Below are 16,681 nucleotides of genomic sequence, written 5' to 3'. Positions count from 1 at the left end.
TCACCTCCGAATTACCGCTCACCCACTACCAATACTTCCGGCACCAACAGAATCCCGTAGCGATCCTGAATCGTACTCTGAATGTTTGTCATGAGGGCGAGAACTTCTTCAGCTGTCGCTTGCCCGGTATTAACAATGAAATTGGCATGTTGTTCAGAGACCTGCGCACCACCGAGGCGCTCCCCTTTTAATCCCGCTTCTTGAATGAGTCGAGCTGCGAAATCATTAGGAGGATTACGGAATACACTTCCTGCACAAGCCATCTGCAGAGGTTGCGTCCGCAGCCTTCTCTCTTTGTACGAGGCCATCGCTGCTGCAATTTCCTTCCGATCACCTTCTGCAAGCTCAAAGGTAGCTTCCAGTACAATGCCCTTTAACTCATGCAGAATGGAGTGACGGTAATAGAAATCCATGTCGCCATGTTCGTAACGAACCAATTCCCCTGTCTCCAGCACAATTTCAGCTGATTTAAAAATACGTGATATATCCGACCCGTGCGCGCCAGCATTCATATAGACGGCTCCGCCTACCGTACCTGGAATTCCCCCTGCGAATTCCAAACCGGTAAGTCCTTCTTTGCCCGACATAACAGATAGCTTAATAAACGAATAAGCAGCGCCTGCAGTAACAAGCGAGCCTTCGAATCGCACGAAATCTAACCCGTTGTGCGGTTTAATCACAACACCGCGAATCCCTTTATCACTCACCAGCATATTCGAGCCTCGGCCGAGATTGGTCCAAGCTATCTGATGCTTATACATCAGACGAACTGCAGACACTAGCTCTTCTTTGCCACGAGGGAGGATTAATATATCGGCAGGACCGCCGATTTTCCATGTTGTATAGTTCGAGAGCGGTTCATTGTACAGGATTTCGCCGATATCGGCTTGCTCCAATTCCGCTTTAAATGATTTCATTAGTGAACCTCCTTTAAGTTTTGCGTAGCAAAACTACTTCGTAAGCATTCGCTTTGGTTTTGCGTAGCAAAACTAGCTTCGTAAGCTTCGCTTTGGTTTTGTGTAGCAAAACCTACTTCGTAAGCATGCCTTTTTCTGTCATAGCTGATATCGCAATTCGATTCGCTGTCTCATTTTCGAAAGCAAATTTCTCCTTCAAAAGGACTCTTCAGCTGCTTTAACCTACCCTCTGAGCGACTATCACGAATATAGTGTATCTTATGCCCTTATAGACTTTTGTGTGACAGTCGCCTATGTTTCGCCTATCTTCTCTGGATCAACTTTTCTAATTCCGCCGCGATTAAAGAGGCAGAATTTGGTACCGCTAATTGCTTGGATGCTTTACACATTTGCTTCATTCGCAATTCGTCCTGAACGACCTCTTGAATAAGCGCTAACAGACTTTCTCCTGAGAGCTCTTTCTCCAGCACCATCTCAGCAGCGCCTGCTTCCAGCAAACTGCGCGCATTAGCTTCCTGATGGTTATTCGTAACATTGGGCGAAGGTATAAGAATAGACGGTAAACCAAGCGCCGTCATTTCTGCAAGCGATGAGGCTCCAGAGCGGCTGACAACGATTGTCGCATCCGCAAGCACATCGGCCATATTATGCAAATAAGGCAGTACTTTAAGCTGTTTTGTCCCAGCAGGAACTGCCTGATATATTCGAGTTGAAGTAGATTCAAAATAGCTCTCACCCGTTACGAATACAAAGTAGACGTCTGGCATGCAAGCAAGCAAAGGTGCCATTGATATCATTGCTTCATTGATTGCTTTAGCGCCTCGGCTGCCTCCCACCATTAGCACGAATTTACTGCGCGGCGGCAAGCCTAGCGATTCTAATCCTTTGCCAGAAGCAGCATTAAGCACATTAGTGGCACAAGGATTACCCGTAAATATTGTACGCTTTGCCTTCGGAAAATGGCCCAGCGATTCCTTAAAGCTGACACCTATTGTACTTGCATAGGAAGACAAGAAATTATTGGTTAAGCCTGGAATGGCATTTTGCTCATGAATAAACGTAGGAATGCCCAGCTTGGCGGCAGCATAAACGACAGGACCGCATACATAACCGCCAGTTCCCACAACTACATCAGGTTTAAATTGACGCAGCAGCTGCTTTGAGCGCTGTACGCCTTTCAAAAATCGAATAATCGTTTTTACGTTATCGAAAGAAAGCTTGCGCTTAAAGCCTGTAATATCTATCGCTTCAAAGGGAACGCCCTTCTCCGGTACAATTCGGCTTTCTAAACCGCGCGATGTCCCGATGTATAGAAGCTGGGTGTCACGGTTCTCCTGCTTCATATGTTCGCCTACAGCGAGCGCTGGGTAAATATGACCGCCGGTTCCACCGCCGGTTAATACAATACGCATGAAACCTCACCTCGAATAACGGGATATATTAAGTAAAATACCCAACGCTGTCAATAGCAGCGTCAGTGATGAACCGCCGTAGCTAACAAGCGGCAATGTAATTCCCGTAACCGGCATCATACCGATAACGACTCCAATATTTATAAGTACCTGAATACCGACAATGCCTGTAATGCCGACAGCAAGCAGACTACCGAAAGTGTCGGGTGCCGCAATCGCTGCACGAACGCCGCGCCATATAAGAATTAAAAACAATAAAATAAGTGTAGCCCCGCCAATAAAGCCGAGCTCCTCCGCCAATATAGAGAAAATAAAATCGGTTTGCGGCTCCGGCAAATAACTGTACTTTTGACGGCTCATCCCAAGACCAAGCCCTACTAGTCCTCCAGGACCGATTGCATAAAGGGATTGAATGATTTGATAGCCCCCGCCAAGCGGGTCAGCCCAAGGATCAAGAAAGTTCGTAATTCTAGCGAGTCGATATGGCGCAACTATTATAAGTCCAATAAATCCAGCCACACCTACAAGCGCCAAACCGCCCAAATGAGCCATTCGAGCGCCAGCTGTGAAAATTAGCAGCAGAGAAGCGCCGAGCATAACTGCTCCCGTTCCAAGATCTGGCTGCAGCATAATGAGACCAAAGGCTAGACCGACTAGTCCAAGCGGCGGCATCAGCCCTTTTGTAAACAAAGTAATGGTCTGCTGCTTCTCAGACAGCCACTTTGACAAAAATATAATCATCGCCAGCTTCATAAATTCGGAGGGTTGAATGCCAAATGAGCTTATGCCAAGCCAACTGCGCGCACCTCCTCGAACAACGCCCACACCCGGTATTAGAACGAGTATCAGCAGTCCAAAGCAGATTAGCAAGGCAGCAGGCGCCCACTTCTTCCATATGGTATAGGGTGTATTCATTGTAAATATTAACGCACCTACACCAAGTCCTGCAAATAGCACCTGACGCTTCACAAAATAAAACCGATCGCCGAACTCATGAAAAGCCAGTACGGCACTTGCGCTATACACCATTATGAGCCCGATCGTAAGAATTAACCCGATTGCAGTTAGCATCCAAATATCCGGGGCAGACCGCGCTTTTACCATAGCGAACACACCTCTTAGCATGGGAAAGTAGGGACATGCCCCCTACTTACAAGGTATGCGCCGAATCTTTAAAAATGCTCCCTCGCTGCTCGTAAGAAGCAAACATATCCCAGCTGGCGCATGCCGGCGACAATAATACGATGTCACCAGGCTCCGCCATAGCCGCTGCTTGCATCACCGCTTGCTGAAGAACTCGCTCGGCGTCCTCAACAGGTTCGACTATTTCCACCTTCGTTAAACCTGCCAGCTTCGCAACGTGAGCAAGCTTCTCACGTGTCTGACCTAAAGTAACTATCCCTTTTAGCCGATCTCGGAATAACGGAATCAGCTCCATATAATCCGAACCACGATCAAGTCCGCCTGCTATAAGTACAATTGGCGCCTCAAATGAACGAAGCCCAATTATCGTTGCAACGGAATTCGTCGCCTTAGAATCATTATAATACTTGACGCCATTGACCTCGCAAACAAGTTCCAGCCTATGCTCTACTGCTTTAAACTCCTTCAAAGGCGTCACCAGCTGTTCTGGCTCTGCACCTGCAGCAAGAGCCGCTGCAATCGCGGCAAGCGCGTTAGCCGTGTTGTGGCGGCCTGGAATGCCTAATTCGTTTACTGGCAATATATTCACTTCAGCGCCGTTAGCTGTCCGAAATACGATTTGTCTATCGACAGGAGCTATCTCCCTTTCAGCTTGCTCAACTGAATAGTCTTGATCCTGCTTGTAAGGAGGCTCGATGTACACCCCTTGCTCCAAACGTTCATAAAGAGAAAAAGGCAGTAGTTGAGCTATTAAGAGTGCAGACAAAGCTCTGCACTCGGGATCATCCCAATTGATAACCGCTACATCATCTTCCGTCTGATTATCAAACAGCTTTACTTTCGAGTTAATGTAATCGTCCATGTCACCATGGTAATCGAGATGCGTTTCAGCAATATTAAGCAGCAGCGCGATACGCGGCCGGAACGAGCTCGTTCCTTTTAGCTGAAAGCTGCTAAGCTCCGCAACGATCCATTGCTCCTCGGCGGCTTCAAGTGCCGCTTCACACAGCGGACGACCGATATTGCCCGCGATAATCGGCTTTAAACCAGCCTCACTAAGCAGCTCGCCGATCCAAGTCGTCGTCGTCGTTTTGCCATTCGATCCGGTTATACCAATAATAGGCGCCGGTGAAAGCCAATAAGCCACTTCCACCTCCGTAATTATTTCTACACCAAGCTCAGCCGCTCGCTGTAAGGGAGGAGCTGTGTAAGGTATACCTGGGTTTTTTATCAGCAGAGCCGTATCTTCGGTAACTAGATCGTCCGGGTGATACCCGCATAGCACAGAAATGCCCAAAGCAGTCAACTCATCCGCTTCGGGGCATAATTCACGTTCCTTTTTATCGTTAACGATAACTTCCGCACCTAGCTGGTGAAATACTTTCGCAACGCTTACCCCGCTTCTAGCCAAGCCTAGTACGACAACTCGTTGATTTTGATAAGATGTCGGATGGTTCATAAATGACAGTCCCTTCTATGGATACATGAAGCGGCTCCGCCCAAGCGAGAGCCGCTTTCTTATAAATTTCTAAGTTTATATGACAAGAAAAAGTCCAAGCGCTGCGAGCACAAGTCCAACGAGCCAGAAGACAGAGACAACCTTCCATTCTGACCAGCCGCTCAGCTCAAAATGGTGATGAATCGGACTCATTTTGAAAATACGTTTGCCACGAAGCTTAAATGAACCTACCTGTAAAATAACCGATAGCATTTCTAATACGAATACGCCGCCGATAATTACTAGAAGCAGCTCTGTTTTAGTTAAAATCGCTACTGCAGCTATACCGCCACCTATGCCAAGCGATCCCATATCCCCCATAAACACTTTAGCCGGATGTGCGTTGTATACTAGAAAACCAAGCACCGCTCCTACCATAGCTGCTGAGAACACAGCCGATTCATGAGCGGACATTTGAAGAGCCACTATAGTAAAAGCACCAAATGCAATCGCGCTTGTTCCTGCCAGCAAGCCGTCTACCCCATCTGTAAAGTTCACAGAATTACTTGCCGCGAACATGATAATAACAACAAATGGGTAGTAAAACCAGCCTAGATCTATTCCGAAGGCTGTGCCTGGAATTGTAATTTCAGTGCTATGGTTCATATTGTACAGCAACGCGCAAACAATAATCGAGAACAGAAGTTGACCGAACAGCTTCTGCCCTGCTGTTAAACCTAGTGAACGTTTAAATACAATTTTGATGTAATCATCTAAGAAGCCGACTAAGCCAAACCCAAGCGATGCAGTTAACAGCACCCAAAATTCTGGCGTTTTATCAGCAAACTTCAAAAATGCAATCATGAGCGCAATCATAATTATGATACCGCCCATAGTCGGGGTACCGCTTTTTTTCAAATGACTTTCTGGACCATCTTGACGAATTTGCTGACCAAACTTCAGACGCCGAAGCAGCGGTATGAACAATGGTCCGAGCAAAACAGCTAGCAGAAACGAAGCACCGATTGAAAATAAAATGACCATCATGTCCATATCCTCACCCCACCTCTAAAGCTTGGACAATCTGTTCCATCCGCAAACCGCGTGAGCCTTTGATGAGCACGATATCTGAGGGCTGAATTTGACCGCGCAGCCATTCAGCAAGCTTTTCCTTGTCGTCAAAATGCTGAACTGCGCTATCTGCATCTTCCTGAGAAAAACTCGACCTTGCACCAGCGGCAATCTGCTTCGATAGAGGACCATACGTAAGCACAGCATCTGCTTTGCTAGGAGTAATGTAGGAACCCACTTCAAAATGCAGCTTCTCTTCATCTGGGCCAAGCTCCAGCATATCGCCAAGCACTACCCACTTGCGGCGATAGCCGTCCAGCTGAGCGACAAGATCAATAGCCGCTCTGACTGCAGTCGGATTCGCGTTATAAGCATCATTCAATATCATAGCTCCATTAAATGCGCGAACAGGTTCAATCCGCATGCCCGTTAGCTTCATCGTGCTCAAGCCTTCAATTATTTTGGCAGCTGGAACACCGAAAAAGCGGCCGACCGCAATGGCTGCAAGAGCATTGCTAACATTGTGCTTGCCTGGTACCGGAATTTGAACGGTGCCTATTCCGCTTAAAGTATTTTCAAATGTTGCTTTGAAGGTTGACGATTCAGGCTCAATGACGATTTCTGCCGCCGACCAATCATTGTGCTCCGATAAACCAAAGGTTCGCTTGACAATACTGGCTGGAATAGCTAAACGTTGAAGCTCCTCCTCTAGCAACGGCTCATCACCATTGTATAAAAGCAAGCCATCCTCTCCAAGTCCCGAAACTATTTCCAGCTTCGCCTTGGCTATACCTGCTCTTGAGCCTAATTGTAGAAGGTGAGCATCACCAACATTCGTTATTATAGCTGCATCAGGCTGGGCGATCTTAGTAAGCAGCTCAATCTCGCCATAGCCGCTCATTCCCATCTCAAGTACCGCAACCTCTGTATCCTCATCTAGCTGCAGGACGGTTAGCGGAAGTCCAATTTCATTATTTAAATTCCCTTCCGTCTTATGCACAAGGTAGGTTGTGCCCAGAATAGCTGCTGTCATGTCCTTTGTAGTCGTCTTGCCATTGCTGCCAGTAATGCCGACTACGCGAACAACAAGCTCGCTGCGGTAAGCAGCGGCGAGCCGTTGCAGCGCTACAAGCGTATCGCCAACTATAAGAAGCGGTATGCTCTTATCCATTGTCGGCACCTCGCGGCCTTTCTGCCATAAGGCAGCTGCAGCTCCGTTATTTATCGCTTGCTCCAAATATGCGTGTCCGTCGAATTGCTCGCCAACGAGCGGCACGAATAACTGACCCGCTTCTGTTCGCCGCGAGTCAGTTGTCACACCTGCTATGAGAAGCTCTTTATCAGTTCCTTTGTAGATGGCGCCGCACATGTCGGCAACTTGTTTTAACGTACGTTTAATCAATGTATGATTCCCCTTATCGCTTCTTTCGCAACTTTTCTGTCGTCGAACGGGTACTTGACTCCGTCAATGTCCTGATACGTTTCATGACCTTTCCCCGCAATCAATACTACATCTCCTTGGCTTGCCATTTCAACCGCTTTTTGAATGGCAGCTTTTCGATCCGCAATTAATTCGTATTTACTTGGGTCTATATTACCGCCAGTAAGCCCCTCTTCTATGTCCTTTAAAATAAGCTCCGGTGCTTCTGTTCGCGGATTATCGGATGTAATAACCACATAATCAGCATATCGAGCGGCTATCTGTCCCATTAATGGACGCTTAGTCCGGTCACGGTCCCCTCCACAGCCGAATACACATATTATCCTTTTCTCAGCAAACTGTTGAACGGCACGCAATACATTATCGAGTCCATCAGGCGTATGCGCATAATCGACGATCACCGCAAAGCTCTGTCCTTCATTAACAGATTCTACGCGTCCTGGGACGCCTGGAATGGCTTCAAGACTCGCTTTGACAGCAGACAGCTCAATTCCTTCTATTAAAACAGCAGCGATGGCAGCAAGCGCGTTATACACGTTAAACTTACCCGCCATTTGCAAAGCGATGTCTGCTTCCCCTCGAAATGTGCTGACATGAAACGATGTCCCCTGAGCTGTTATGCAAATGTTCGAAGCTCGCACATCAGCATCGTTATCAACGCCATAGGTAATATACTCTACCGCGGTTAAGTGAGCGAATTGCAGAGATGCCGCATCGTCCACATTTAAAATAGCGTAAGATCTCTCATCCGCTTCACTCGAATAAACGTTGCCTAGCCTTGAGAAAAATAATCCCTTAACTGCTTCGTAACGGCTCATCGTTTTGTGATAATCGAGATGGTCCTGAGTTAAATTCGTGAAAATAGCCGTCCGGAAGCGGCAGCCCTTCACCCTTCCCTGTTCAAGCGCATGGGATGAGACCTCCATCACACAATAGCTTGTGCCTGCATCACGCATTTCACTAAGATACCGATGCAATTGAAGAGACTCAGGAGTTGTTCCAGACATTTGAAAGGTACGTCCCGCATACCGTCTTTCAATCGTGCCAATGACACCGGTGGATTTACTATGATCATTAAGGATTTGCTCAATTAAATAAGTGATCGTTGTCTTTCCGTTTGTTCCAGTTACGCCAATAAGCTTAATCGATCTACTCGGATGCTTATAATAATAATCAGCAATTATCGACATGGCAAGCCTAGAATCTTTCACAATAACTTGCGGCATTTGCAAAGAAAGCTTTCGTTCCGTGATGAATGCTGCTGCTCCGCCTGCGGCTGCTTGGGGAGCAAATTGATGGCCATCGTAGGTGTGCCCCCGCAAACAGATAAATAATTGACCCTCGCTAATCTCTCGCGAGTCCGTTTCAATACCGGTCAATTCCGTTTCTCCATCGCCAATAAGCCTCGCCGTCATTAGCAGTGCCGCAATGTCCTTTAAACGCATCCGCTTCAACTCCTCCCTCAAGCGCCGACGGTTTTACTATATGCTGCCGTTAGCACTCCCGTTAACTAACATTATAGTCAATGTGAGTGGGATATATTATCGTCGTCGCCCAAATAGATACGGATCGTTGAACCGCGGTCAACACGCGTTCCTGCTGCAGGCGCCTGTCTAATAACCGTTTTGCCGGAACCAGCCGAAGTAAGATTAAAATTCATATTCATGTCTTCATAAATATCGGATACTGTTTTGCCCACTAAATTAGGAACGGTTACGATTGGAATTTCACCGTATTTATAAATGCGTTCAATTTGCTTTTCACGCGCTGGAATTTCGAGAATAGACAGCGCATCCTCCATAATATTATGAACGATAGGCGCCGCTACTACGCCTCCAAACTGTATGCCTTGCGGATTATCTACCGCTACATAAACGACGATTTTCGGATCATCCGCCGGTGCAAAACCTATAAATGAAACGATATGCTCGCTTGTTGAGTAGCGTCCGTTAATAACCTTTTGGGCGGTTCCCGTCTTCCCACCTACCCGATATCCATCGATAAAGGCGTTTTTTCCTGTCCCTTTGGCAACGACACTCTCAAGTGCTTCTCTAACTTGCTTCGATGTTTCTTCCGAAATAACCTTACGCACGGCTTCCGGCTCAATTGTCTCTACAATGGCTTTCGTTTCTGGGTTAATCCAAGCTTTAGCTACATGGGGCTTATAGAGGGTACCGCCATTAATAGCAGCGGACACAGCCGCAATTTGCTGTATCGGCGTTACGGATACACCTTGACCGAAAGCGGTTGTTGCCAATTCTACAGGACCTACCTGCTTTAGCTTGAACAAAATTCCGTTTGCTTCACCGCCGATGTCAATGCCTGTCTTAGCACCAAAGCCAAAGTTTTTAATATAATCAAACAGCTTTTCTTTTCCTAAGCGCTGACCAAGCGTTACAAATCCAGGGTTGCAAGAGTTTTCTACAACCTCTAGAAATGTTTGGCTGCCATGGCCGCCTTTCTTCCAGCAGCGAAGCCTAGCCCCGCCTACTTCAATCGCGCCAGGATCGAAAAACCGCTCATTTTTCAAATCAACCTTCTTTTCCTCTATGGCCGCTGCGAGAGTAATGATCTTGAAGGTAGAACCCGGCTCGTACGTCATCCAGATCGGAAGGTTGCGATTATAGACCTCTGAAGATACCTCCTTGTATTTATCCGGCTCATAAGTAGGTCTGCTAGCCATTCCAAGAATTTCACCCGAATTCGGATCCATTGCAATCGCAAGTATGCTGTTCGCTTGCAGCTTCGTCATCGCTTGTTCAAGCTCGCGTTCCATTACTGTCTGGATTTGTTTGTCTATCGTTAATTGAACAGTCAAGCCATCCTTAGGCTCCGTATACGTATCGGAAGAATTAGGCATTTGACGCCCAGCGGCATCCGCTAGAAAGGAGACACTTCCGCCTACCCCGCTCAGCTCGGTATTGTACATCGCTTCAATTCCAGTTAAGCCTTGATTTTCAATACCGGTAAAACCGAGAACATGAGCTGCAAGACTTCCGAAAGGATAGAACCGCTTATTATCCTCAGCTACCACGATACCAGATAGATTGAGTTCACGAATCTGCTGCGATTTTTCCAGGTTCATCTTCCGCCCGCCCGGCTTCAACTGCACGATCATCTTTTTCGTTTTTATTAATTTATACACTTTTTCCTCAGACATATCGAGCAATGGAGCAAGTTTCGCAGCTGTTGCTTGATGCTCCTTAATTTGCGCTGGAACTGCCCAAACCGTTGGAGAACTAACATTGTAAGCGAGTTTAACACCATTTCGATCAATGATCTCTCCTCGCTTCGCGACGTACGGAATGTCACGTCTCCAGGAGTTCTCCGCCTTTTCCGCTAATTCTGTGCCCTGCCATAACTGGACATAGCCTAGCCTGAGACACAAAGCTATAAATGACAAGCCTGCTAGTAAAAGCACAATGAACAAGCGGCGTCTAACCGTTACATTGGATACTTTCATCACTCGTTCCCCCTTCGCCTGACTGTTTCGAAGGAGCGCACATAACGCTCATTCCCAGCCTATTCGGGACAAGCGAGGGATAGAACAAGCTTTAATGATGGTCGTTTCCTAACAGCTTACTCTCCTGAAGCATTTTGATTTGGGCTAGAGGACTCATTCGATCCATTATTAGACCCAGCTTCCTGATTGGCATTCTGCTGAACATCGTTTCCAGCTTCATCATTTGAACCAGATTCAGAACCAGTCTCTCCATCGTTTGCAGCTTCTTCTGAGTCTGCTTCGGATGGAACTACGACTCCTTTCCCTCCTACCGGCGGCTCTAGCTTAACCTTTAATACTCGCTTGTAATTAACTATTTCTTCCTCCTGCGAGACAACATAGCCCTGACCTTCTGTAATAAGACGAACGCCAATTAATGAAGTGATCTCGAGCGCGTCTCGCAGTGAAGCGCCGGTTAAATCCGGTACAGTCAGCTTATCTTGTTGCTCCGTAATTAAATAAATTCGCTGCGTAGGATGAACAGAAGTGCCTGCTGGCGGTATTTGCTGCAGTACAGTTTTCCCATTACCGACAATTTCATAGTTGAATGCCTTCTCTTTTAGCTGCGTTTTAGCTTCAAGGACGTTAAGCTTTGTCAGATTAGGAATTTTAACCGAAATTTCCTTTTTCGTCGAATCCGAATCTGCCTTGAAATTCGGAGGTACGCCCATTTTACGCAAGCTCTTCAACACAATCTCCTTAAAGGCAGGGGCTGCAACCGCGCCGCCCCCTTTCAAGGGATCATTAGGTTCGTCTACAAGGACATAGACAACAATTTTCGGATTATCAACAGGTGCATAGCCGATGAATGACACCACAAATTTGTCGTCCGAATATTTACCATTTACAACCTTTTGTGCTGTCCCTGTTTTTCCGGCAACGCGATAGCCGTCAATATAAGCATTTTTACCCGATCCAATCTCCAAATCGGATACGACCTGCTCCAAATATTCGCTAGTCAAACGTGAAGTTTCCGGAGAGATCACTTGACGAATTAATTTAGGCTCTCTATTTGTTGTTGTTTTCGTTACCGGATCCGTTATGCTCTTCACAATTTGTGGCTGAAGCAGCTTCCCTCCATTGGCAACCGCTGCTACGGCGGCCACCTGCTGTATCGGTGTAACCGTAATAGCGCCTTGTCCAATCGGAGCTCTAGCCACATCACTTTTGTTATTGAATTTAATGGAGCCTGCCAGCTCCCCGCCTAGCTCTATGCCCGTCTTTTGTCCAAATCCAAAATCATTAAAATATTTACGCAGCTTTTCCTCTCCAAGACCTTCATAACCTATTTTGACAAACGCAACATTGCTGGAACGCTTTAAGCCTTCGAGATATGTGATATTCCCCCAGCCTTCACGTTTAATATCACGAATCGGTTTCGGTACGCCAGGAAGTTTAATTTGACCCGATTTAAACGTATCATTCGGATTAAAGATGCCTTCCTCCACTGCTGCTGCTAACGTCACGATCTTAAATGTGGAGCCTGGCTCATACAACGATTTAATCGCATGGTTATAAGAGCTCGCGTTGTTTTTCCAATATTCGTTCGGATTATGTTCAGGCATATTTGACATAGCCAAAATTTCCATTGTTTGCGGATCGGCTGCGATAGCCGTAGCACTTTTGGGCGCGTACTTTGCAACGACCTCTCTCAACGCTTCATCGACGTAATGCTGAATTTCACTATCGATAGTCAAGGCAATATCTTGTCCATTCTCGACTGCCTTAAAGTCAACATCGCCTTCCGCCAGTTGAACTCGTTTGCCATCTTTCTCATACTTAATATAACCATTCTCGCCTCTCAACTGTTCATCAAAAAAAGCTTCAATGCCAGTCTTTGCGACACCTTCTTTATCTATATAACCAACTACCTGAGAGGCTAGTGTGTTTCTCGGATAATACCTATTCCAAGAATCGGTTAAATAGATACCTACATCAGTTACATCCTTCTTACTCTTCTCTTTCAAATCTTTCTTCAATTCATTCCGAAATTCAACGATTTGGTCAGAAACCTCCTTCTCAAGATGCAAACCTCCTTTATTCAGCTCTCGGTTCACGTAATAGTCTCCGTTTTCCTTCTTCATCGTCACTTGCTTGCGAAGCTCAGCCTCAGGTATCTTCAAAATATCATGCAGACCCTTTACGACCTCCTCAACAATATCAGCTTCATGTATCGCCTTCGGATTAACGGAAACGTTGTACGAAATAGCATCCATAGCCAGCATATTGCCATTGCGATCCGTAATCGAGCCCCGTTTCGCTGTAAGTACTTCAGATGCTGACCACCGCTCCTTTGCTTTTCCATACCAAAATGCGCCGTCTATCACCTGAACATAATAGATTCGTCCTATTAAAATAACAAAAAGGAGGGTCATTATCCCTCCAAACAGCAATGTTCGCAACTTAATTCGTTTCTTCATTTTCGATCACCCTATTCACGCATAGCTGACTCAAGTTCTTTGTCAGCGGTTTGCACCGTTATGCCGCCTTCCAGTGAGCTGACCATACCTTGTGACTCGGCCATTTTACGAATACGCTCCGGATCACTCAGCTTCTCGACTTGTTTCTTTAATACTTCCATTTCAACATTCATCGTCTGGTATTCATTGTTGAGCTGCTTGATTTTTAAGTTCATGTCATAGATTTGAGCATATCTAAAAATAATAACGCCGGCAACGGCAACACAAATAAGTACAGTGAACATATAAAGCAGCTTTTCCTGTACAGGTATCGTTTTGCGGGTGACAACGACTCGTTTCGTCTCGCGGATAGCTGGCTGTTGCTCCTGCTTGCGCTTTGGCTGAAGAGCTAAATTCCCATTTATATACGCCATTTCAAATCCCCCTCTTACAGTTTTTCTGCTACTCTGAGCTTTGCTGATCTAGCGCGAGGATTGAGCTCAAGCTCTCTCTCGCTCGGCAATATCGGCTTGCGATTTATTAACCTCATCTTCCCTTCATTACCGCAAACACATAACGGAAAATCAGTTGGACAAGTACACTTCTCGACGTATTTACTAAACATCTGCTTACAAATTCGATCTTCTAACGAGTGAAAAGTAATAACCGATGCTCTTCCGCCTGGCTTCAAGCATCTGATCGTCTGTTCAAGCGCCTCTTCTTCTGCTCCTAGCTCATCATTGACCGCAATGCGCAGCGCTTGAAAGGAACGCTTGGCAGGATGTCCTCCGGTCCGTCTTGTAGCAGCGGGTATAGACTCTTTGATTAATTCCGCAAGAACGCCCGTAGTCTCAATCGGTGCGTTTTCTCTTTCCTTAATAATTCTACGGGCAATAGAACGAGCGAACTTTTCTTCGCCGTAACGATCCAGAATTCGAGAAATCTCACGCTCATCCCATGTATTCACAATTTCGTAGGCTGTCAATACTTCATCTCTATCCATACGCATATCGAGCGGCGCGTCATGATTGTAGCTAAATCCCCGTTCCGCTTCGTCAAGCTGCGGGCTGGATACACCTAGATCGAACAGAATACCGTCAACTTGTGGGATACCATCTAACAACTCAACATCACAGCCGTGAAGCTCCTGCTCTAAATCGCGAAAGTTGCTTTTGACCAACGTTACTTTATCCATATATGGAGCAAGCCTGATACGAGCATTCTCCAGAGCTAGATCATCTTGATCGAATGCGATTAAACGCCCTCCATCGCCTAGGCGGGATGCGATTAACTCACTATGACCCGCTCCTCCAAGCGTACAATCGACGTATACTCCGTCTGGCTTAATAGCCAAACCGTCAACCGCTTCTTCCAAAAGCACTGTAATATGCTGAAACACGCTTCAGCCCTCCATTCATGTTGTCCAACCTTAGAAGTTAAAATCGAAATCAACGAGCTTCTCGGCAATTTCGTTAAAGGTTTGCTCAGATTGCTCATAGTAGCCATCCCACGTCTGTTTACTCCAAATTTCCACGCGGCCAGACACGCCAAGCACCATACAATCTTTATCAAGCTTCGCGTATTCACGAAGATGGCTGGGTATGTTTACCCTTCCCTGTTTATCGAGCTCGCATTCGGTAGCGCCGGAAAAGAAAAAACGAGTAAACGCGCGCGCGTCAGATTTCATAAGCGGCAGCGTTTTTAACTTCTGCTCCAGCACTCCCCACTCGCTCATTGGATAAACGAATAAGCAGTTATCAAGACCACGTGTTGCAATAAATGAGGTGCCTAGCGCCTCGCGGAACTTAGATGGAATGATGATGCGGCCTTTTTCATCAATGCTATGTTGATATTCCCCCATAAACATATGATCGCCCCACCTCTTCCCCTATGTCCACCACTTTGCCCCACTTTTCCCCACTAAGATAGAATAGTTCGCCACCTAAAATAAAAATCCTGCTCAATGAGCAGGATTTTTTTAAAATATATAAGCACATTAATAAATTTTCATTTATTCCATGCTTTCATATCTACGCGAAACGATTGCTTTTATCCGTAGAGGACGGCGGCAGACGTTTCGCATGTATTAATTTATTAGGTTAATAGTTAAGGTGATGGTGGTTGCTGCTCATTTCCTGAATGTGCGGCATCTTTCAACTTAGTTAATCTCTTCCTTCGCAACAACCAAATGATCGGAACAGCTATAATTGCGATGAGAACTACCACTGGCAAAGCTCCTGCCAATATGACAAGCAGCAGCTTTAGTCCATCCACGACGACCTTTGTGCTTCCTGTTAATGCGCTCGACATTTGACCGCCCAGCGCTTGTTTATCCGAATCATCCGCCTTAATTGCTTGATCCGTTTGGGTCATTCGCAGTTCAACTGTCGAGAAAGCTACGTTATTATCCAAGTAGCGGATTTTGCCTTTAATCCGTTCAATATCCTCTTGTACCGCTGACAGCTGCTCAGAAAACTTCAATAAATCATCTGCCTTCACAGCTTTCTCCATCATCGCGAGCAGTCTCTCTTCGACTAGCTGCCTAGCTTTGAGCCTTGACTCCAGATCTACGTATTCTTCTGAAACATCCTTCCCGCCGATGCTTCTCTCAAAATAACGATGATCGATTTGTTCCACGCGATCAATGAATGATTTAAATCCTGCGGCAGGCACTTTGATTGTGTAGCTGGATCCGATCTCTCCATTCTGCTTCGTATCCTCAAATTGCAAAATATACCCACCGATATGTTCGATAGCTTTATCCAGCTCTGATGCTGCTTTAGCTAAATCCCCTACCTGCATACTCAAGTTTGCGGTATAAATGATTTTCTGAATAAATCCTCCTGTATTAGTCAGATTACCATCGATGATCCCTCCGCCGCCTCCAACAGCAGTTTCAGCTGATTCTCCGCTTTCAACTTCCGGTGTTGAAACATCTTTCGACACACTGTCGTTCTTTGCATTCGAATCCGCTTCACTTAGTGAGTAGCTGATCGAACTAGATTTATTGGAATCACTAGCTGAGCATCCCGCAATAAAACACATTACAATAATAATTACGACCCATACACTTTTCCTCTTTTTATGTGTTTGCAACAAAAGCCCCCCTTTGCTATTTTAACTTCAGACGAAGCCTGAAGTTAAAAGGTTACATTTTCCATAAATGACACAAATCCTGTTTCTTATCCTAATACCGAAACTAATATCAAGAAAAAAGAGCACGAAAAAGGGTTGTATACATATAGGAGAGTATAAGTTTCGTTTTACGTTTATACTCTGCCTATATTTCGCAGTGAAACGAGCTTATGCCGCCAGAAAAAGACCCATCCGTTTACGCGTACGCCGTAGAGTTTCAAAT

13 protein-coding genes are annotated in these 16,681 nt (G+C 46.0%); all 13 read right to left on the bottom strand.

Features of this window, described 5'->3' with window-relative positions; translation table 11 throughout:
• Positions 1–11 precede the first annotated feature (11 nt).
• The 13 genes from murB to AC0YN7_RS02595 all read right to left on the bottom strand — a co-directional run bounded on the left by murB (position 12) and on the right by AC0YN7_RS02595 (position 16,419).
• Complete coding sequence (murB, locus tag AC0YN7_RS02655) at positions 12–917, bottom strand: UDP-N-acetylmuramate dehydrogenase (RefSeq protein WP_475808386.1); 906 nt, start codon at positions 915–917, stop codon at positions 12–14.
• A gap of 302 nt (positions 918–1,219) precedes the next feature.
• On the bottom strand, positions 1,220–2,329 hold the full coding sequence (murG, locus tag AC0YN7_RS02650) for an undecaprenyldiphospho-muramoylpentapeptide beta-N-acetylglucosaminyltransferase (RefSeq protein WP_475808385.1): 1,110 nt from the start codon (positions 2,327–2,329) through the stop codon (positions 1,220–1,222).
• A gap of 6 nt (positions 2,330–2,335) precedes the next feature.
• A complete protein-coding gene (gene spoVE, locus AC0YN7_RS02645) occupies positions 2,336–3,433 on the bottom strand; it encodes a stage V sporulation protein E (RefSeq protein WP_475808384.1) in 1,098 nt (365 codons plus the stop codon).
• Positions 3,434–3,479: 46 nt separating this feature from the next.
• On the bottom strand, positions 3,480–4,931 hold the full coding sequence (gene murD, locus AC0YN7_RS02640) for a UDP-N-acetylmuramoyl-L-alanine--D-glutamate ligase (RefSeq protein WP_475808383.1): 1,452 nt from the start codon (positions 4,929–4,931) through the stop codon (positions 3,480–3,482).
• Between the two features lie 75 nt (positions 4,932–5,006).
• The gene (mraY, locus tag AC0YN7_RS02635) at positions 5,007–5,963 is read right to left on the bottom strand and encodes a phospho-N-acetylmuramoyl-pentapeptide-transferase (RefSeq protein ID WP_475808382.1); all 957 of its coding nucleotides are present in this window, start codon (positions 5,961–5,963) and stop codon (positions 5,007–5,009) included.
• A 4-nt stretch (positions 5,964–5,967) separates the two neighbouring features.
• Positions 5,968–7,383 (bottom strand): UDP-N-acetylmuramoyl-tripeptide--D-alanyl-D-alanine ligase, encoded by a 1,416-nt coding sequence (locus tag AC0YN7_RS02630; RefSeq protein ID WP_475808381.1) that lies wholly within the window; start codon positions 7,381–7,383, stop codon positions 5,968–5,970.
• On the bottom strand, positions 7,380–8,867 hold the full coding sequence (locus AC0YN7_RS02625) for a UDP-N-acetylmuramoyl-L-alanyl-D-glutamate--2,6-diaminopimelate ligase (RefSeq protein ID WP_475808380.1): 1,488 nt from the start codon (positions 8,865–8,867) through the stop codon (positions 7,380–7,382). Before AC0YN7_RS02625 ends, AC0YN7_RS02630 begins: the two co-directional genes overlap by 4 nt.
• A 77-nt stretch (positions 8,868–8,944) precedes the next feature.
• Entirely contained in the window at positions 8,945–10,885 is a 1,941-nt protein-coding gene (locus tag AC0YN7_RS02620; protein ID WP_475808379.1) for a stage V sporulation protein D, read from the bottom strand.
• A gap of 116 nt (positions 10,886–11,001) precedes the next feature.
• Positions 11,002–13,344: a penicillin-binding transpeptidase domain-containing protein gene (locus tag AC0YN7_RS02615; RefSeq protein ID WP_475808378.1), complete on the bottom strand. Its 2,343-nt coding sequence runs from the start codon at positions 13,342–13,344 to the stop codon at positions 11,002–11,004.
• Positions 13,345–13,355: 11 nt separating this feature from the next.
• Complete coding sequence (ftsL, locus tag AC0YN7_RS02610) at positions 13,356–13,757, bottom strand: cell division protein FtsL (protein WP_475808377.1); 402 nt, start codon at positions 13,755–13,757, stop codon at positions 13,356–13,358.
• Between the two features lie 14 nt (positions 13,758–13,771).
• Positions 13,772–14,722, bottom strand: coding sequence for a 16S rRNA (cytosine(1402)-N(4))-methyltransferase RsmH (gene rsmH, locus AC0YN7_RS02605; RefSeq protein WP_475808376.1), 951 nt, complete (start codon positions 14,720–14,722; stop codon positions 13,772–13,774).
• 30 nt (positions 14,723–14,752) lie between these two features.
• On the bottom strand, positions 14,753–15,190 hold the full coding sequence (gene mraZ / locus AC0YN7_RS02600; RefSeq protein ID WP_475808375.1) for a division/cell wall cluster transcriptional repressor MraZ: 438 nt from the start codon (positions 15,188–15,190) through the stop codon (positions 14,753–14,755).
• Between the two features lie 239 nt (positions 15,191–15,429).
• Positions 15,430–16,419 (bottom strand): DUF4349 domain-containing protein, encoded by a 990-nt coding sequence (locus tag AC0YN7_RS02595; protein ID WP_475808374.1) that lies wholly within the window; start codon positions 16,417–16,419, stop codon positions 15,430–15,432.
• Positions 16,420–16,681 lie beyond the last annotated feature (262 nt).

It is taken from the genome of Paenibacillus sp. J31R122 (assembly GCF_056269185.1).
The sequence above is the reverse complement of the archived record's forward strand: the minus strand, read 5'-3'. Positions and strand labels throughout refer to the sequence as shown.